The organism is Sphingomonas sp. DC1600-2 (genome assembly GCF_049897605.1).
Classification (GTDB): domain Bacteria; phylum Pseudomonadota; class Alphaproteobacteria; order Sphingomonadales; family Sphingomonadaceae; genus Sphingomonas.
Genome location: NZ_JAFCWO010000003.1, coordinates 369372 through 385721 on the forward strand (window position 1 = coordinate 369372; position 16350 = coordinate 385721).

The following is a 16350-nucleotide window of genomic DNA, read 5'->3' on the forward strand; positions in this document are numbered from 1 at the left end:
CGAAGGTGGAAGGCGGATCGGATCGTTCTTCAAGGTGCGACGATGCGGACCGAACCGGTGCCGTCGACGATGCCGTCGAGGGTTCGGCTGGTGGTGTTGGTGACGACACGCACCATCTCGCCCTTCGCCCCGCTGGCAAGCGCACGCCCGCTGGCGGAAATCGTCAGGCCACCGCTGACCACGCGGATCATCACGGGCTCCCCGCGACGAACGAGCTGCTGCGGCATCAGGTCGGACGCCATGACGATGGATCCCGAAGGAAGCGCGCGACGCGCTTCGAGCCCGGCACAATCGCGCGGCGGCAGCGCCATGCGTGCCTGTGCCGCAGGACGCTGATCCTCGGTAAAGTCGGCCAGGGCCAGCACGTCGCCGCGCGCGATCGGATGGTCGAGCACTGCGACCCGGACCGCCTCGGGCGGCTGCGCCCAGGCGATGGCCGGCGCAGACGCCAGCAGCGCAAAGAGTGCCGCGCGACCGAGGGGCATGCTCATCGCATCTGCGCCGTAGTGGAGAGCATTTCGTCAGCCGTCTTCACCACGCGACTGTTCATCTCATAGGCACGCTGGGCACTGATGAGCGCGGTGATTTCCGAGACGGGATTGACGTTCGAGGCTTCGATGAAACCCTGGCTCAGCGTACCAAAACCCGGCTCGCCAGGGTTGGCGGCGGTGGGCTTGCCGGACGCATTGGTTTCCAGGAACAGGTTGCCGCCCTTTGCCTCCAGTCCGGATTCGTTGATGAAGGACGCAAGCTGAATTTGGCCGATCGTTTGCGGGGTGGGGTTGCCCGACAGGGTGACCTGAACCTCGCCGGTCTTGGAAATATTGAAATCCACGGCACCCTGCGGGAGCGTGATGCCAGGCTGAACGGCATAGCCATCCTGCGTCACCAGCTCGCCCTGGTCGGAAATCTGGAAGCTGCCATCGCGCGTATAACCCGTTTCGCCCGAGGGAAGCGTGACCTGGAAATAGCCCTTGCCCTGGATCGCCACGTCCTGCGGATTGCTGGTCTGCGTCAACGCGCCCTGTTCGAGGATCCGGTAGACGCCGCCGGTTTTGACACCCGCGCCGATCTGAATGCCTGACGGGATCTTCGCATCTGCGCCGCCGGAGGCCGAGCCCGGACGCGAAACCTCCTGATACAGCAAGTCCTGAAACTCTGCGCGCTGCCGTTTGAAAGCGGCCGTGTTCATGTTGGCGATGTTGTTTGAAATCACGTCGACGTTGGTCTGTTGCGCGAGCATGCCAGTCGCGGCGATCGAAAGAGAGCGCATGATATGGGCCTTTCACTCAAGGAAGTGGGGTGGGGGATCAGCCGATCTTGCCGAGTTGATCGATCGCCTTGCGGCGCATATCGGTCATGCTCTGGGACATTTGCTGGCTGGATTGGTACGCGCGCAAAATCTCGACCATGTCGGCGGTTTCGCTGATCGGTTGGACATTCGATCCTTCGACGCCACCGCTGCGCAACTTGGTTTCGGCTGCCGGAAGTTCGCGCCCGCCGGTCGCGGTCATCAGTCCGTCCCCGCGCGGGGTTACGCCGGCTTCGCTAGGGAAGACGGTAATCGCGATGCGTCCAAGCTGGCCGGTCTTTCCCGACACGGTGCCATCGGCCGCAACCGAAAGGTTGCCGGCATCTTCTAGGGGAATATTGATCGGCTTGCCGCCTTCGCCGAGCAGTCGCTGCCCGCTGATCGTGCCCAAATCGCCCGACGGCAGCACATGGATTAGCCCCGCGCGGGTGTAAGCGGTCGTCCCACCCGGGGCTTCGACCGCAAGATATCCTGGGCCGTCGATCATTACGTCGAGCGGATTGCCCGTGGCCTGAAACGCACCTGCCGTAGTGTCGTGCGTTGCGCCGTAATCCAGTACGAACGCGGTTGTTTTCGCGTCTTCGGTCACCGCCTGGTCGGCATGCTCGACATAATCGTGGAATACCGGCTGTTCGCGCTTGAAGCCCACGGTCGAGATGTTGGCCATGTTGTTCGCCGCAACGTCGAGCCGACGTCGCAACGCCTGCTCGTGGCTTAGCAGCACATAGGAAGAGACATCCATCAGCGGTTGCTTTCAAAATCTTTGTCGATCTGGACCACTAGGCAGAAATTGCCGCCCATTGATCCTATAATAGGATGGAATTGCCCAGCGGGTTGACCGCGCGGCGAAACAATCATGGGGATTAGGGCCTTGTCGGAACCGAACGTCACAACGAGCGAAGAAGGCGAGGAGGGTGCGGCCCCCGCAGCGCCCAAGGCGGGCAAGAAGAAGCTGCTGATCATCGTTGCGGCAATCGTCTTGCTGCTGCTGGCAGGCGGTGGTGCGGCCTTCTTCCTGTTGGGGGGCAAGAGCGACCCGAAAGCGGAGGCCGCCAAAGCTGAGGCGGCCAAAGCCGAGGCGGCCAAGCACGGCGGTGGAGAAGAAGGCGTAAAGTTTGTCGATATTCCGGCAATGGTCGTCAACATCCGCTCGCCGGACGGTGCGGCCCGCTTTCTGAAGGTGCACGTCATGCTCGTGCCCGGCACGATGAAGGATGACGCGATCAAGGCAGGCCTGCCGCTGGTGCTCGACGCGTATCAGCCGTTCCTGCGGGAATTGCGCCCGGAGGACCTTGCCGGCTCGGCAGCGGTGTTTCGCGTGAAGGAGGAACTGCTGGTGCGCACGACCGGCGCGCTTGGGGAAGGATCGGTCAAGGACGTGCTGATCGAAGACCTGGTGCAGCAATGAGCGACGATTTCGAGGAATTCGACCTTCCCGATGTCCCCATGGGTGGGGCGGTATTGGGCGACGGCACTTTCGATCAAGCCGCCATCGATGCGATGTTCGGCGATATCGGTGTCCCGCAAGAGGCCAAGAAGGGCCTGCGCGCGGTACTGGAATCGCGGGTTATCGCGCATGAACGGCTGCCGATGCTGGAGGTGGTGTGCGACCGTGTGGTGCGCGCCTTTTCCAGCTCGATGCGCAATCTGACCTCTGACGCGATCGAGGTCAGTCTGGAGGAGGTTACTTCGACGCGCTTTGGCGAGTTCGTAGGGCGCGTTGCATTGCCTGCCATGATTGGTGTCTTCCACATTCACGAATGGGAGAATTACGGGCTCGTCACGGTCGAGTCCGGCCTGATCTACGCCGTCGTCGATGCCCTGCTCGGCGGTCGCGGGGGCAGTGCGCCGGTATTGATCGACGGCCGCGCCTTCACCACGATCGAGACCAAGCTGGTGTCGCGTATGCTGGATCTGGCGCTTGCCGACTTTTCGGAAGCCTTCGCACCGATCGAGCCAATCACCATGGGTTTGGAGCGGATCGAGACCAACCCGCGCTTCGCGGCCATCGCAGGAAACAGTAATATCTGCGCGGTGGCGACCTTCCGGGTCGACATGGACGGTCGTGGCGGCAAATTCTCGATGCTGCTCCCCTATGCCACGCTCGAGCCGGTGCGCGAAAAGTTGTTGCAGCGCTTTATGGGCGAGAAGAGCGGGCGCGACCATATTTGGGAAGAGCATATGGTCTCCGAAATCAGCAAGACCGACATCTCGCTCGATGTCGTGCTCGGCGAAGCGGCGATGTCCCTCGATAAATTGCGTGGCCTTGCGGTAGGGGATGTCGTCAATCTGTCGCAGAGCCCGGACACGCCGCTGGAACTGCGATGCGGTGGCGTTCCGCTCGGGCGCGCCCAGATCGGGCAGCGCAGCGGCAAGATGGCCGTCCGCCTTATCACCGCTATATCCCGAAGCCCGTACCAGGAGTGCGCATGATGAATTTCGTCGCCTGTACCAATATCGCCACCGCGCTGTTCTGTGCGGCGGTCCTGATCCAGAGCGTGCGGATGATGCGCAGCCTGAAGGCGATGCGCAATGCGCCGCTGTCCGACGTTGTGGCGGCACTGGACGCTTCGACCGAGCGCGCGAAGACCGTGCTGTCGGAAATGAAGACGATGCTGTCGCATGGCATTGCCGCCAATGGACGCTGCTCGGAAGATGCCCGCAAGCTGAGCGATGAATTGCGGATCATCATCGAGATCGCCGACGCTGCCGCCGACAGGATCGTAGAGGCAACGTCTGCCGCCAACCAGCGCGCCCATGCCGAACGTACTCTGGCGGCCTATATTGGGGCGGACGCCTGATGGGTCGCCCCTCATTGCTCGTGATGACCGCCATGGCCGCCGGGCTGTCGATCTTTGCCAACGGTGTTACCGCCGCGCTGCCAGCATTGGCGGATCAGCCGCAACCGACGCGTTTGGGCAGCGCCATCCAGGGCGATCTTGGCGCGCGCGACGCCGCGACCAAGAAGCGCAACCGCGCGCTGGACATGCGCGAACAGGCCGCGCGCGCGGCGGAGGCGCGGTTGAAAGCTGATATGGCCGCGCGACAGGAGGCGGCGACCGCCGCAAAGCCCGCCGTCGCTGACGCGGCCGCGCCGAGCGCACCGCAATATGACAATCTGGCGCGGATCTATCAGGCGATGAAGCCTGCCCGTGCCGCAGTTGTTTTCGAACAACTCGAAATGGATGTGCAGATGCAGGTGGCACAAAAAATGCGGGATCGTTCGACCGCGCTGATCTTGGCGAGCATGACGCCGCAAGGGGCCGCCAATTTGAGCATGGCCTTGGCGCGCCGCAATGCAAATGCGGGGAAGAAGCCGGGTGCCGGTGTTACAAAGGGGCCGGTGCGCGCCGCGCAACCGGTCAGCCGTTCGTCGCCGACACCTCCGTGATCAGCACCCGCGCGTGGCCGAGATCGGGGCCAGCCATGGCGGCTGTCAAATTCCCTTCCAACAGTTCCGCATTGACCGGCAAGAAAGGCGACGCATGCAAGCGCGCAAAGTCGATCGCGCCGCCCATCGCGGCCTGGCGCAATATCGGCAGGCGCAGCTTCATCTTCTCGGCAGTGGCTGCATCTCCGGCGTCGAGGACGAGCTTGAGCCGCAAATTGCCGGTCAAGCGATCCGAGTCCACGATCGGTACGACGAAGGGGTCGAGTGCGACATATTGCGGTGCCGCGTGGGCGGGCTCGCTCGCGCCGCCGGACGCGCCGGTGCTGGCGATCACGATTGGCAGTGCGGCAATGGCTCGGGCAAAACGTTGGCGCATGATGTCTCCGGAGCGTGTCACCGCGACGACTGCGGGCGACACGCTCCCTCTATAATAGAACAATAAAGGAAGAGGCGTATCACCATGAGTCATGATCAGCGACCAAGTCGCGTCCGCGTGGTTGCCAGCCGCGACGCAACGGCGGCAGCGGCAGCCACAGCGTCGACCGGGGCACCCTTGCGCGCCGGCGACGTGGTCGCCACGCCGAACCTCCAAACCGGATCTGGGCCGGTCAAGCGCGGGATGATGGTACCGTCGCTGATTTTTTGTATGGGCTGCGCCCTGGGCGGTGCCGGCCTCGGTGCCGTGTTGCTGGCGCGTTGATGCGACTGGTCTCGCTGCTCGCGCTCGCTTCGGCGACCGCCACGCCCCTTGCCGCAACGCCTGCCACTGCACCGGCGTCGCCCGGGCCGGTGGCGACCGCCGCGCCTTCCGCAGCGGCATCTGCGGCGAATGCGACGACGCAGTTGCCGCGCCCCCCGCGCTTTCGAGGGTTTGCCCCGATCCTGGCCGCACAGCCCGCATTCGCCGATGGCGCTGCATGGGCCGTGCAGCCCGAAGCGGACGCGTGGGCGTCCTTGGCGCGCGCAACGCCGGCTACGCGGCAAGCGGCGCGCTGGGTCCAGGTGCGCAGCCTGATCGGCAAAATGCGCTATCCCGAAGCGCTCGGCATACTGCAGGTGATGGCCGCCGATGATCCCGATCTGCTGTTGGTACCCGCCTTCCAACTGGCGCGCGGCGCGACGTTGGCGGGGCTCGGTCGGACTGGCGAAGCACTGTCCGCTCTTTCCGGCCCGGCCTTGTTGGGCAATGCCGAAGCCTGCGCTTGGCGATTACGGGCGCAAGAGAATGCGGGCAATCCGGGCGGCGCTTTGGCAGAGGTGCATTGCGCGTTGCCGACGATCAACCATCGCCCATCCCTTGAGCGACGCCCCTTTGCCCTGGCAGCAATCCGGGCCGCGCTCGACGACGGTCGTTGGTCGCAGGCGCTGCACTGGCTGAAACGACAGGATGCGGGCGCCGAGGCCAGCATCCTGCGTGGCCGCGCCTATCTCGGGAAGGCCGATTTTGGCCATGCCCGTCGCCAGTTCGAGAAGGTAGGTGCCGCGGCAGATCGCGGGCAACGCGTTGAGGCAGCATTGGGCCTGGCGATGGTTGGTATCGCACAGCGTCGGATCGCGCCAGCCGCAGCCGTTCGACAGCTTAGTGCGATGCGCTTCGGCTGGCGCGGTGACGATCTCGAACGTCGCATTCTGAAAGTCGAATTTGCCCAAGCGCAAGCAGCGCATGATCCGGTTGCGATGTTGCGCACAGGATCGACCTTGCTGCGCTACTGCAATCTCGGCGCAGGGGCGGGACCAATCCTCTCGCAGCTTCAACAATCGCTCACCGCGATGCTCGCCCCGGATTCGAAGATGGCCTTGCCCGACGTGGCGGGCCTGTTCTGGGACTATCGCGAGCTTACTCCGGCGGGCGCTGACGGGGACCTGCTGGCAGTGCATCTGGCCGATCGGCTTCAGGCAGCGGGCCTGTATGCGCGGGCGGCCGAACTGCTCCAATATCAACTTACCGCGCGGGCCAGCGATGTCGCCAAAGGGCCGTTGTCGGTGCGCGTCGCCACGTTGCGCATTCTGGCGGGCGACCCCGCCAAGGCGATCGAGGCTTTACGAAATAGTAGCGGGCCAACCTATTCCCCCGCGATGGTTTGGGATCGCCAGCGTGTCGAGGCGGTGGCGCTGGCATTGCTGGGCAAGACCGACGCGGCCTTTGCGGCGCTTGCTGAAGTGCCCGACGGTGCCGCGATCCGTGCGGAAATCCTGTGGCGGCGGCGTGACTGGAATGCATTGGCCACCGTGACGGGGGCGTCGCTACCGACCAAAGTGGGATTGAGCGAGGTGGCGCAGGCCACCATCCTTCGCCATGCAATCGCGCTGGCGATGATCGGTCGGGAAGACAAGCTGCAAGCGCTGCGGGCGCGCTATCAGGCGGCTTTTGCGACATTGCCCAGTGCGGGGGTGTTCGATGTGCTGACCAGCCCGGTCGGGAAGATCGATTCTGCACAGATCAGTGCGGCAATGGCGGCGATCCCGTCGGCCAGCCCGGCGGGCGTCTACGCGGACTTGCTCGCCTCCACCCCGGGTTAGCGAGCATCGCGGTCTTCGCCGATGGATATATCGGCGAAGACCGCGGGTCTGTCGCGGTTATTTCAGATATTGCACAAGGCTCAGACCGGCGAGCTGCGAAAACACTGAATAGCTCGCCTCCAGGATCGTCTTTTGCTGCGAGATATCGGTCGCAACCTGGCCCAGATCGGCGTCCTCATTCGCGCCGATCACCCCGGTGAGCAACGTCGTCCGCTGGTCGCCGCTATTGATCATCGATTCAACTTGCGTGGTCCGGCGGCCATTTTCAGCGTTCACCGCGCGCAGCGATCCAAGGCCGGTCTGCAATTGATCGACTACGGACGTCAGGGCGGTCTTTTGGGCTGCGGTCAGCGTCGCGCCGATCGGCCCTGCCAGGGCAAGAGACTGGAATGCGGTGTAAAGACCGCCGCCTGCGGCACTTGCACCGACACCATAAGGGACATCAACCCCGTCCGCGATACGTGCCGATGCCACGACATTGTCATTGGCGAACGCATCGGTCTGCGCCAATCCGACGAGATCGCTAAGTGCCTTGGGCTTGAACGGCGGGGTGTCGGTTTGGGATCCACCGAACATGGCCACGCCGCCCTCGCTACTGTTCAGCGCGTTGCGATATTGTTCGAATGCGCCGTCGATCGTCGATTGCAGACCGCTCGTCTGGCCGTTGCCCAGCGCCGTGAGGATGCTTTGGCGGAGGTTCTCGGTAGACGTATCGATACTGGATAGCTGCGCATCATAAAGGCTCAGCGTCGTCTGCACGCGCTTTGCCACAGTCGTCTCCGCGCTCTGGCGCGCGAGCATGCTGTGCGCCGAAAGGTTGCGGACCGATTCACTGCCAAGGTCAGCGAAAGTATTGGCTTTCTTGGTGGTCGCGAGATTTTGCTGCGATGTCGCGAGTCTGGCCTGCGCCCGCTGAATGGCGTTCGACATGACTTGTTGGAGCGGGACGGTGGCGATGCGGGTCATAAGGCGGCTCCTATCGGATCATCGCGAGCAGCGTGTCGTACATGCTGCTGGCGGTGCTGATGACACGGGCCGAGGCCGAATAGCTGCTTTGCAGCACGACCATCTGCGACAATTCCTCGTCGATATTGACGCCCGAAAAACTGTCTCGACGATTGATCGCATCGTCGCGGCGCGATGTTGCGTTGTCCAGATTGGTCTTGGCCTGGCTGGCCTGCAATCCGGCACCGCCAAGCAATGCGCTCGACACGTGATCGAGGGTAACGACCCCGTCCTTGCCCAGGTCGATGGTCTTGGCCAGCCGATCGACAAATCCCGTGGCGCCGCGAATATCGCCCGCGCCGACCGCCTTGGTACCGACTGCCGCCGTTGTATCAAGCATTGCGAGCGGCAATTTGTTGGGGTTGACGTTGATGTCGCCGCGCACCTTCGCCTGTCCCAGGCCGCTTGTCGCACCCGTCAGCCCGGACAAAGAGCTGAAGGAGACGCCGCTGCCGAACCGGTTGGTCGAGTCCGATGGGACCGACAAGACGGCCCCGGACAGACCGGTGAGGGGGCTAAACTCCACGCGACCGCGTTGATCGAGCGCGAAGCTGCCATATTTGGACAAGGGCGACGCGTTCAACTCGGTCACCAGATCGCCAATGGTCGGACCGACCGAGCCGGTGAGCGTATAGCTGGTCAGCGCGCGTCCCGACACGTCGCGCAGCACAATGTTGGCGGTTTCTCCCGGACCAAATCCGTGCGGGTCGCTCGCGGTGAACCCGCTCGGCGTCAACGTGCTGGTATCGCTGCGGACCAGGTCGTTCATGCCAAAGAATTGCGAGAAGCCGATTCCGGCGCGATCGCTGGGGGTGCCGGGTGTCTGCGCGATGGCGACGCCGTTGCCGCCGCCGCCCGTGGCCTTCAAGGTCAGCACCCCGCCGGTGAAACTTGCCGTGGCCGCGCCACCAAGGCCGGCATTGATCGCGGTGACGGCGTCGTTGACCGTCGCGCCCGCGCCCAGGCCGGAGAAATCGACCGTCGTGCTGGCCACCAGCTTTCCGCTGGTGCCGAGCACAGCGAACGTGGCCGAGCCGGTAAAGCCGAGGCGGTCACCGCCGACCAATCCGGTCTGCCGTCCGTCAAGTTCGGTCGGGGCTGGAACCGTGGTCCCGGCGTTCGAGACCGAATTGAGCGCCTCCGCCATACCGCTGAACACCGTGCCGAGTTGCTCTTGAAACTGTGGCAGTGCGCGGTCGCGCAGATCGAGCAGTCCACCGAGCTTCCCGCCCGCCGCAGCGGTTTCGATCCGTTCGCCCGTTGCCGGGGAGGCACCGCCAGGGTCGGCAAAGCGAATGTCGATCGGGGGATAGGCGGCTTGCGCGCCATCGCCCGTTCCGGTTCCGGCATAGGATAGTTGGCGCAGACGCCGGTCGAGGAGCGTCGCACCGGAGGCTGTTTCGATCGAAACACGGCCATCGGGCTGATCGCGCACCGTGATCCCGACCAGACTACTCAGTTCGGTAAGCGCCGTCGTCCGTTGATCGGCAGCACCGGACGTGCTGCGGCCTTGCCCGACCTGCTGCGATACGGTTCCATTCAGATCATTGATTTGCGACAGAAGCCCGTTGATCCGGTCTACCGTTGTGCCGACTTCGGATTCGACATCGCCGCGTAGATTCGTGACGTCGCCATTGAGCTGCTGCATCGACGAAATCGCGTCCTGCACGTTGCCGGTAAACGATGCGACGGTCTGGGCCGATCCTGGCGATCCGGTCAGCGCGATTGCGGATGCCGAAATCGAATCGAGCTTTGCAGGTAAGCTCGCCGCATCGCCCGGCTGGCCCAGCAAGGACTGGAGCCGATCGAGATAAGAGGACGTCACATCCGCGCGACCGAAGTCCCCGCCACGCTGGTAAACCGAGGCTTCGAGAAAGCGATCGGCGACCCGCTGCGGCTCGCCAATGACGACGCCGTTGACCCCACCCGAGTTGATCCGGGTGTTCAGCGTAACCTTTTCGCGCGCATAGCCCGCCACGCCGACATTGGCGATGTTGTTGGATACCGTGCGCAGGCCGGCCTGCGCCGCCGCAAGCCCCGACGTCGCCGACCCCAGAATTTCGCTAAGCGACATGACCGGCCCCCATTGTCATCCGATCAGCGCTTCAGGTCGCTGACTTCCCGCAACATTTCGTCGGCGGTGGTGATGATCTTGGATGCGGCACTATAGGCCCGCTGAAAGCGGATCATGTTGGTGAACTCGCTCGCCAGATCGACCGTGGACGCTTCAAGCGTGCTTGCCGATATCGTGCCCGCAGCAAGCGTTCCCGGCTGGTTCAGCGTCAGACTTCCCGAGTTTTTGCTAGCCGCATAAGCATTCCCGGGCAGGCGGGTGAGCCCGTCAGGGTTCTGGAAATTGGCGATCGGCAACTGGAACACCGCGCGCGTGGTGCCATCGGCGAAAACGGCGTTGACCACACCGGTCTTGCTGATGTCGATCGAGGACAATTGCCCCAGCATGCCGCCATCGACGTTGGACGAGATCAGCGCGGAATCGCTGCCGAACTGCGTGATGCCGTTGATGCCCGCATCATCGCCAATGGCGAGCTGGATCGGCGCGGAGGCTGCGGCGTTGGTCCATGAAATGCTAAGCGGATCGAACAACGTTGCCGTGGAGCCGGTCTTGTTGAGGCTGCCGTCCGGATTGAACGCTAGCGTTCCGCTGGACAGCAGGCCGCCCGCAGCGGTCACATCGGTGGCCGGTTCGGCATAGGTCTCCGTGGCCCATTGGTTTGCGCCGGTTTTCAGATACGCCATCGTCAAGGTGTGCGATCCGCCTTGCGAATCGTAAACGTTGAACGAGCGCTTGAAGTCAGGCGTCACCGTTCCGCTGGCTAAATTGCCCGCCGTGTAGGCACCCACGTGAACTGCGGTGGTCGATTGCAGATTCGCACGGACCTGGATGCGGGTGGTTGGCTCCGCAGTTCCGACCAGATCGCTGACGCGGACCGGCTGGAGAGCGTTTAGGCCACCAGTATTGGTGTATTTGCCCTGCGCATCGAGCCGCCATCCCTGGAGGTACAGGCCGCTCGTGTTCCGCAAAAATCCCTCTGCGTCCGGCAGAAACGAGCCCGCCCGCGTGAAGGCCGGATCGGCGGTGGTGCTGGCCGAGGTGCGCGTTACGAAGAAGCCGCCACCGTCGATTGCAAGATCGGTGCTGCTGCTGGACGCTTGAAGCAGGCCCTGTTTGGAGACTGTCGAAACCGAAACGGCGGCAACGCCCCCTGCCGAATAGTTGCCCTGGGCGTTGCCGTCGGTGACCATCGTGCTGAATTGCGCCAACTCGTCCTTGTAGCCGATCGTGTTGATGTTGGTGATGTTATCCGAAACCGTCGCCATTGCGCTGGATTGAGCATTCAGACCGGAAACGCCGGCGTAGAGGGCGGAATAGAGGCTCAAAACGGATCTCCTTGCAGTGCGCAGCACGCGGCTCGCTCGCTTATTTTATAGGATGCGGTTGGCGCGGGGGCGCGATGTCGGCCCACTATTTGTGATGAAAATTGGCAGGTGGGCAATTTTTGCCGACCAGTTCGGCCGACCAGGCAAGAATGATCCTATAACGATGGCAGATTGAGAGGACGCCATCATTATGTTGAGGATCACTTTGCGCGATGGCGAGAAGGCCATTTTGAACGGTGCGGTCATCAGCGCCGTCGGCCGAACCCAGTTGCGCGTCGAAAACACGGTGTCGATTCTGCGCGGTCGCGAAGTCATGCGGCCGGAAGAGGCCACGACCCCGGCACGCCAACTCTATTTTTCCTGTATGCTGGCGTATATCGACCCGGACGGGCGCGAGAAGCACCAGGAAGCAACCTTGGTTGCATTGCGCGACTTGCTCAATCCCGGCGCTCCCGATGCGGTGAAGCAGGCGTGCGTCCGCTTCGCCAACGAAATCGCCCGGGGCGAATTCTATCGCGCGCTGGCCCCGGCGCGGGATCTGATCGCGCTGGAGACGCCTGCAGGGTCTTCCGAAACCGCAGCGGCCTGAGCGGGCCATGCCGACGCTGGCCGGCGCTGCGCGGGCAATCCGCGCGCTATCGCCCGACACCCGCTTTGGACGCGTGGTCGCGGTGCGTGGCGCGTTGATCGAGGTCGAAGGGCTGGTTGGCGCGGCGCATATCGGCAGCCGTATTCGCATTGCCGGGGGCGAGATCGAGGCCGAGGTTACCGCGCTCGACCGTGGCATTGCGCTCTGTCTTCCGTTTACCGATCCGCAGGGCGTCGGCCTTGGCATGCGCGCCGATCTGACGGCGGGTGAGGTGTCGATCCGGCCGAGTGCCGGGTGGCTGGGACGAATGGTCGATGGGCTCGGTCGCCCGATCGATGGGCTTGGCCCGCTTCCGCTCGGGCCCGATCCGCGCCCGATCAAGGCCACGCCTCCGCCCGCTGCCGATCGCGCACGGGTTGGCAAGCGGGTCGAGACCGGGGTGCGCGTGCTCGATCTGTTCGCTCCATTGTGCGAGGGCCAGCGCCTTGGCTTGTTCGCAGGCTCCGGCGTCGGCAAATCCGTTTTGCTGTCGATGCTGGCGCGCTGGACCGAGTGCGATGTCGCGGTGATCGGTCTGGTTGGCGAACGCGGCCGCGAAGTACAGGAATTTGTCGAAGACGACCTAGGGGTGGAAGGCCTGGCGCGCAGCGTCGTCGTTGTCGCGACCTCCGACGCCCCCGCGTTGATGCGGCGGCAGGCGGCGTGGACGACGCTCGCGATTGCCGAGCATTTTCGCGATCAGGGGCTGAACGTCCTGTGCCTGATGGATTCGGTCACGCGCTTTGCGATGGCGCAGCGCGAGATCGGGCTGGCGTCCGGCGAACCCCCCGCGACCAAGGGGTATACCCCCACTGTTTTTGCCGAACTGCCGCGTTTGTTGGAGCGGGCGGGGCCGGGGTTGCCCGGCCAAGGCTCGATCACCGGTCTGTTCACCGTGCTGGTCGATGGCGACGATCATAATGAACCGGTCGCAGACGCGGTGCGCGGTATTCTCGACGGCCATGTGGTGATGAGCCGCAAGATTGCCGAACGCGGACGCTATCCCGCGATTGACGTCCTAAAATCGGTGTCGCGCACCTTGCCGCATTGCCTGAGCGACGCCGAAAACGCGACGCGCCTCGGCGCGCGCGCGTTGCTGTCTACTTATGCCGACATGGAAGAGCTGGTTCGGCTTGGGGCGTATAAAGCAGGGTCGAGCGCCGAGATCGATCGCGCCGTGGCGATCGCGCCGCAAATCGAGACGATGCTGCGGCAGGGCAAGGACGACCAGGGCGATTGCGCTGCAGGCTTCGCCATGCTCGCCGCCATGCTGGAGCAAGCCGCGTGAGAACCCCGTTCGATACCGCACAGCGCGTACAGCAACGCGCGGTCGAGACCGTACGCGTGGCGATCAGTGTGGAGGTGGAACGCCACAGCCTGATCGAGCGGGAATCCGACTCCTTGACCCAGTCGGTCGCGCGCGAGCGCGCGGTCGGGCATGCCGTCGGCTGGCTTACGACCGACGCGTGGTTGGCCCGGATGCGCGCCGAGCGCGAGCGATTGCAGCACGAAGCCCGCAGTGTCGAAACGCGGCTTGCAACCCTTCGGGCGCAAGCTGCCGAAGCCTATGGCTCGATGCGTGTCATTGACGGGGCCGTGGATCGGCACCGCGACGAGATGGCGCGAGCGCAAGAGGCTAGCGAGCAAGGGCGGCTGGACGATATTGCGGCGGCTCGGCTGGCGCGCAGCAGGGTAGCCGGGCGATGATCGATCGAACCGCCCTGGCGGCGATGACGCCCACTCAGCGCGCCCATGTAATTTACAGTACCGCGCAAACCGAACTGGCCAATACGTTGTGGCGTGCTGCGCTCGGCGATGGTGGTGCGCCAGACCGCACCGCTGCAGATCCGGGGTTAACGCGCAGCGATATGGACGCGCTGCTGAAAATGCTGGCCCCACAGGGCAATGCAGCCGACGACGGGTCTGTAAAAACCGTGCCGTGTCCGTGCGACGATCCGGCGGTGGTGATGGGGTCTTCGTCATCCGCTGCGCCCTCGTCGCCGTCGGAAGCGGTCGTGTCCACGGCGGTGGCGGGGGGCGATGGTGGGCTTGGCCCCAATGCCCGTTTCCGCGCAGTGCTGTGCGAAGCGGCGCAGCGTACCGGCATTCCCGCGACCGCGCTGGCGACCATTGTCGACGCCGAGGCGGCCAAGGGCCGTGACGGCAGTTGGAACTGCCACTCGCGCAATCCACGCTCAAGCGCTGCAGGGCTCGGTCAGTTCCTCAACGCGACATGGGAAGGTCTTGCCGAAACGCCCGGTACGGCGCTGAACGCTACGGCACAGGCAAAAGGATGGCTTAACCCGGATGGCAAAGTCAGCGGTGCCGCGCGCGGAGCCTTACTCGCGCTGCGGTATGATCCGACGAGCGCGATCGACGGTATCGCCGATTATGCGCGGCAAAACCTTTCCCAGTTGCAACGGCGGGGGATTACCACCGACGACAGCGTGAAGACGACGGCCCGCGCGGCGTACCTCGCTCATCATCTCGGCCTGGGGGATGCGGTGCGATTTCTCAAAGGCGGGATTTTGCCTGCGCGCGCGCATGTATTGCTGCGCGCGCAAGTCGGCGCGGCAGATGCGGAGAAGCGTATCGCACAGGCCGGCGACCCAACTCGCGCTCACCAGCAATGGCTTCTCGCTTACATAGATCGCCGGATTCAGCCCGCCAACTTCGCGATTTAAGCCCTCGCATCGCGCTATTTTGGGGCGAAGATGCTATTATATCCAATATCATCCAATATATGTAAGCTCGACCGGGGTGCGGGATAATAGATTGGAATAAAACAAGATATTGAAGACGTAACGGTGCTGGCGCGGCGTCCTTGTAGTTTTACGTATAGGATCGTTTCCACGTTGTTAGGATTTTTCCGCGACACCGGTCTCCAGAGCGAAGGGCAGTAGGGGCTGCCCACTTATTGGGGAAGATCGATGTCGAAGACCACAGCAGCACTCGAAGCCGCAGTCGCCACCATCATCGAAAATACACCGCGCGACACCAAACAGACCGCACGGCAGCGCGTTGCCGTCGATCGTGCGTTTGCGAATATTTTGAAACTGATTGCGCCGCGTATCCGCCATTTCATTCGCCAGTACGGCCTGGCCGCACATTGGGATGATGCCGAGCAGTGCTGCGCCATTGCTGTGCACCGCGCGATCGAAGCCTATGATCCAACCAAGGCGCAGTTCACCACTTTCGTGAACTGGCAGATCCGCGGCGAATTGCAGAGCCTGCGGTTCCGGATGATGGCGGATCAGCGTCCGTCGGCGCGCAAGGTTGGCGCGATGACTGTTTCGCTCGATGCGCTAACGGCCCGTTCCGAGACCGAAGACGGCGCGGTCGAGGTGACCATCGAGGACGAACTGGCGCTGGAACAGACCGAAGCCTGTGCGTCGACCTACCTCGCCGAATCCGCGATGAACGCGCTGATCGATGCGTATGTCGACCATCTGCGGCAGGTGTCGCTTGACCAGTTGCGGCGGCGGCCTCGCGCCAAGCGGGCGGCACCCGTCCGCATCGAGGGCGCGCCGCGTTTCAAGACCGCCACCCACGGAATCGATCCCGAGCAGCTCGACAAACTGGAAGAGAAGCTGGCACGCGATCGCGAAATTGTCGCCCGACGGATCTTCGAAACCGCAACGCTTGACGATCTCGCGAATGAAACCGGGGTCACCAAAGAACGGGTTCGCCAGATCACCAAGTCGGCAGCGCGCACGATCGTCGAACTCACCGCACGCGACCCGCGCTTTGCACTGATGACCGAGGGACTGCGCCAGCGTAACGCCGCTCCAGCGCCGCGTAAGCCAAAGTCACCGCCGCCGCTGCGCACCGCGCCGGTGTCATTGCTGCCCGATCCCTCGGCACCGCACAACCGCCTGGTACAGGTTACGGCGTTCGACACGGTGCACGCGGCCGATGCGGCAAGCGGACGGATCGCGCAAGCAGGCCGGACATCGTTGCCCGAACCGTTTTCCATTCATCTCTTGGCAGAGGAAGTGCCGGTGCACGGGTCGCGGACGACACACTGACCGTGATCTCGCCCGGCGACCCTCCACGAGCGGTCGCCCGGGTGGTCCCTTGATCCAAAACGATTGG

The 16350-nt window shown here is 63.7% G+C and carries 18 protein-coding genes; 11 read left to right on the forward strand and 7 right to left on the reverse strand.

The features are described 5' to 3' along the window. Window positions 1-29 precede the first annotated feature (29 nt). Genes flgA through ACP7BL_RS08450 form a run of 3 tightly spaced genes read right to left on the reverse strand, consistent with a single transcriptional unit; the run spans window position 30 to window position 2054 of the window. Window positions 30-491, reverse strand: coding sequence for a flagellar basal body P-ring formation chaperone FlgA (gene flgA / locus ACP7BL_RS08440; RefSeq protein WP_426258081.1), 462 nt, complete (start codon window positions 489-491; stop codon window positions 30-32). After that, the gene (gene flgG / locus ACP7BL_RS08445) at window positions 488-1273 is read right to left on the reverse strand and encodes a flagellar basal-body rod protein FlgG (RefSeq protein WP_033964163.1); all 786 of its coding nucleotides are present in this window, start codon (window positions 1271-1273) and stop codon (window positions 488-490) included. The genes flgA and flgG overlap by 4 nt, the downstream gene beginning before the upstream one ends. A 37-nt stretch (window positions 1274-1310) precedes the next feature. Then, on the reverse strand, window positions 1311-2054 hold the full coding sequence (locus tag ACP7BL_RS08450; RefSeq protein WP_426258082.1) for a flagellar hook basal-body protein: 744 nt from the start codon (window positions 2052-2054) through the stop codon (window positions 1311-1313). Window positions 2055-2168: 114 nt separating this feature from the next. Here ACP7BL_RS08450 and ACP7BL_RS08455 point away from each other — a divergent pair, with 114 nt between their 5' ends. From ACP7BL_RS08455 to ACP7BL_RS08470, 4 genes are read left to right on the forward strand one after another with little or no spacing between them, the layout of a single operon-like run. After that, window positions 2169-2720: a flagellar basal body-associated FliL family protein gene (locus tag ACP7BL_RS08455; protein WP_052192238.1), complete on the forward strand. Its 552-nt coding sequence runs from the start codon at window positions 2169-2171 to the stop codon at window positions 2718-2720. Continuing rightward, window positions 2717-3745, forward strand: coding sequence for a flagellar motor switch protein FliM (gene fliM / locus ACP7BL_RS08460; RefSeq protein WP_033964161.1), 1029 nt, complete (start codon window positions 2717-2719; stop codon window positions 3743-3745). Before ACP7BL_RS08455 ends, fliM begins: the two co-directional genes overlap by 4 nt. Next, window positions 3742-4113, forward strand: a complete 372-nt coding sequence (locus ACP7BL_RS08465) for a DUF6468 domain-containing protein (protein WP_126848011.1) — start codon at window positions 3742-3744, stop codon at window positions 4111-4113. The genes fliM and ACP7BL_RS08465 overlap by 4 nt, the downstream gene beginning before the upstream one ends. Beyond that, a complete protein-coding gene (locus ACP7BL_RS08470; RefSeq protein ID WP_126848009.1) occupies window positions 4113-4703 on the forward strand; it encodes a MotE family protein in 591 nt (196 codons plus the stop codon). Before ACP7BL_RS08465 ends, ACP7BL_RS08470 begins: the two co-directional genes overlap by 1 nt. Here ACP7BL_RS08470 and ACP7BL_RS08475 read toward each other — a convergent pair. Then, window positions 4675-5079, reverse strand: a complete 405-nt coding sequence (locus tag ACP7BL_RS08475) for a flagellar basal body-associated FliL family protein (protein WP_033964179.1) — start codon at window positions 5077-5079, stop codon at window positions 4675-4677. The genes ACP7BL_RS08470 and ACP7BL_RS08475 overlap by 29 nt on opposite strands. Before the next feature lie 84 nt (window positions 5080-5163). On the opposite strand from ACP7BL_RS08475, the gene ACP7BL_RS08480 reads away from it, so the two are divergent. Together ACP7BL_RS08480 and ACP7BL_RS08485 are read left to right on the forward strand one after the other, a co-directional pair. Beyond that, window positions 5164-5403: a hypothetical protein gene (locus ACP7BL_RS08480; RefSeq protein ID WP_126848005.1), complete on the forward strand. Its 240-nt coding sequence runs from the start codon at window positions 5164-5166 to the stop codon at window positions 5401-5403. Further along, window positions 5403-7223: a hypothetical protein gene (locus ACP7BL_RS08485; RefSeq protein WP_426258083.1), complete on the forward strand. Its 1821-nt coding sequence runs from the start codon at window positions 5403-5405 to the stop codon at window positions 7221-7223. Before ACP7BL_RS08480 ends, ACP7BL_RS08485 begins: the two co-directional genes overlap by 1 nt. 57 nt (window positions 7224-7280) lie before the next feature. On the opposite strand, the gene ACP7BL_RS08490 is transcribed toward ACP7BL_RS08485, so the two are convergent. From ACP7BL_RS08490 to ACP7BL_RS08500, 3 genes are read right to left on the reverse strand one after another with little or no spacing between them, the layout of a single operon-like run. After that, window positions 7281-8189: a flagellin gene (locus ACP7BL_RS08490; protein WP_033966269.1), complete on the reverse strand. Its 909-nt coding sequence runs from the start codon at window positions 8187-8189 to the stop codon at window positions 7281-7283. Window positions 8190-8199: 10 nt separating this feature from the next. Further along, a complete protein-coding gene (locus tag ACP7BL_RS08495; protein ID WP_426258084.1) occupies window positions 8200-10302 on the reverse strand; it encodes a flagellar hook-associated protein FlgK in 2103 nt (700 codons plus the stop codon). A 23-nt stretch (window positions 10303-10325) separates the two neighbouring features. Then, window positions 10326-11627 carry a flagellar hook protein FlgE gene (locus ACP7BL_RS08500; protein WP_426258085.1) on the reverse strand — a complete coding sequence of 434 codons (1302 nt, stop codon included), beginning with the start codon at window positions 11625-11627 and terminating at the stop codon, window positions 10326-10328. Between the two features lie 190 nt (window positions 11628-11817). On the opposite strand from ACP7BL_RS08500, the gene ACP7BL_RS08505 reads away from it, so the two are divergent. From ACP7BL_RS08505 to ACP7BL_RS08525, 5 genes are all read left to right on the forward strand, one after another. Further along, the gene (locus ACP7BL_RS08505; protein ID WP_010407200.1) at window positions 11818-12216 is read left to right on the forward strand and encodes a flagellar biosynthesis repressor FlbT; all 399 of its coding nucleotides are present in this window, start codon (window positions 11818-11820) and stop codon (window positions 12214-12216) included. A 7-nt stretch (window positions 12217-12223) separates the two neighbouring features. Next, window positions 12224-13543 carry a flagellar protein export ATPase FliI gene (fliI, locus tag ACP7BL_RS08510; protein ID WP_426258086.1) on the forward strand — a complete coding sequence of 440 codons (1320 nt, stop codon included), beginning with the start codon at window positions 12224-12226 and terminating at the stop codon, window positions 13541-13543. Next, window positions 13540-13962, forward strand: coding sequence for a hypothetical protein (locus ACP7BL_RS08515; RefSeq protein ID WP_033966263.1), 423 nt, complete (start codon window positions 13540-13542; stop codon window positions 13960-13962). Before fliI ends, ACP7BL_RS08515 begins: the two co-directional genes overlap by 4 nt. Next, on the forward strand, window positions 13959-14939 hold the full coding sequence (locus ACP7BL_RS08520; RefSeq protein ID WP_426258087.1) for a peptidoglycan-binding protein: 981 nt from the start codon (window positions 13959-13961) through the stop codon (window positions 14937-14939). Before ACP7BL_RS08515 ends, ACP7BL_RS08520 begins: the two co-directional genes overlap by 4 nt. Window positions 14940-15185: 246 nt before the next feature. Then, window positions 15186-16283, forward strand: a complete 1098-nt coding sequence (locus tag ACP7BL_RS08525) for a sigma factor-like helix-turn-helix DNA-binding protein (RefSeq protein ID WP_033966260.1) — start codon at window positions 15186-15188, stop codon at window positions 16281-16283. Window positions 16284-16350 lie beyond the last annotated feature (67 nt).

What these genes read in the sequence shown, in the direction of transcription:
- flgA (WP_426258081.1), bottom strand. Translation starts at nt 491, where the DNA reads ATGAGCATGCCCCTCGGTCGCGCGGCACTCTTTGCGCTGCTGGCGTCT.
- flgG (WP_033964163.1), bottom strand. Translation starts at nt 1,273, where the DNA reads ATGCGCTCTCTTTCGATCGCCGCGACTGGCATGCTCGCGCAACAGACC.
- ACP7BL_RS08450 (WP_426258082.1), bottom strand. Translation starts at nt 2,054, where the DNA reads ATGGATGTCTCTTCCTATGTGCTGCTAAGCCACGAGCAGGCGTTGCGA.
- ACP7BL_RS08455 (WP_052192238.1), top strand. Translation starts at nt 2,169, where the DNA reads ATGGGGATTAGGGCCTTGTCGGAACCGAACGTCACAACGAGCGAAGAA.
- fliM (WP_033964161.1), top strand. Translation starts at nt 2,717, where the DNA reads ATGAGCGACGATTTCGAGGAATTCGACCTTCCCGATGTCCCCATGGGT.
- ACP7BL_RS08465 (WP_126848011.1), top strand. Translation starts at nt 3,742, where the DNA reads ATGATGAATTTCGTCGCCTGTACCAATATCGCCACCGCGCTGTTCTGT.
- ACP7BL_RS08470 (WP_126848009.1), top strand. Translation starts at nt 4,113, where the DNA reads ATGGGTCGCCCCTCATTGCTCGTGATGACCGCCATGGCCGCCGGGCTG.
- ACP7BL_RS08475 (WP_033964179.1), bottom strand. Translation starts at nt 5,079, where the DNA reads ATGCGCCAACGTTTTGCCCGAGCCATTGCCGCACTGCCAATCGTGATC.
- ACP7BL_RS08480 (WP_126848005.1), top strand. Translation starts at nt 5,164, where the DNA reads ATGAGTCATGATCAGCGACCAAGTCGCGTCCGCGTGGTTGCCAGCCGC.
- ACP7BL_RS08485 (WP_426258083.1), top strand. Translation starts at nt 5,403, where the DNA reads ATGCGACTGGTCTCGCTGCTCGCGCTCGCTTCGGCGACCGCCACGCCC.
- ACP7BL_RS08490 (WP_033966269.1), bottom strand. Translation starts at nt 8,189, where the DNA reads ATGACCCGCATCGCCACCGTCCCGCTCCAACAAGTCATGTCGAACGCC.
- ACP7BL_RS08495 (WP_426258084.1), bottom strand. Translation starts at nt 10,302, where the DNA reads ATGTCGCTTAGCGAAATTCTGGGGTCGGCGACGTCGGGGCTTGCGGCG.
- ACP7BL_RS08505 (WP_010407200.1), top strand. Translation starts at nt 11,818, where the DNA reads ATGTTGAGGATCACTTTGCGCGATGGCGAGAAGGCCATTTTGAACGGT.
- fliI (WP_426258086.1), top strand. Translation starts at nt 12,224, where the DNA reads ATGCCGACGCTGGCCGGCGCTGCGCGGGCAATCCGCGCGCTATCGCCC.
- ACP7BL_RS08520 (WP_426258087.1), top strand. Translation starts at nt 13,959, where the DNA reads ATGATCGATCGAACCGCCCTGGCGGCGATGACGCCCACTCAGCGCGCC.
- ACP7BL_RS08525 (WP_033966260.1), top strand. Translation starts at nt 15,186, where the DNA reads ATGTCGAAGACCACAGCAGCACTCGAAGCCGCAGTCGCCACCATCATC.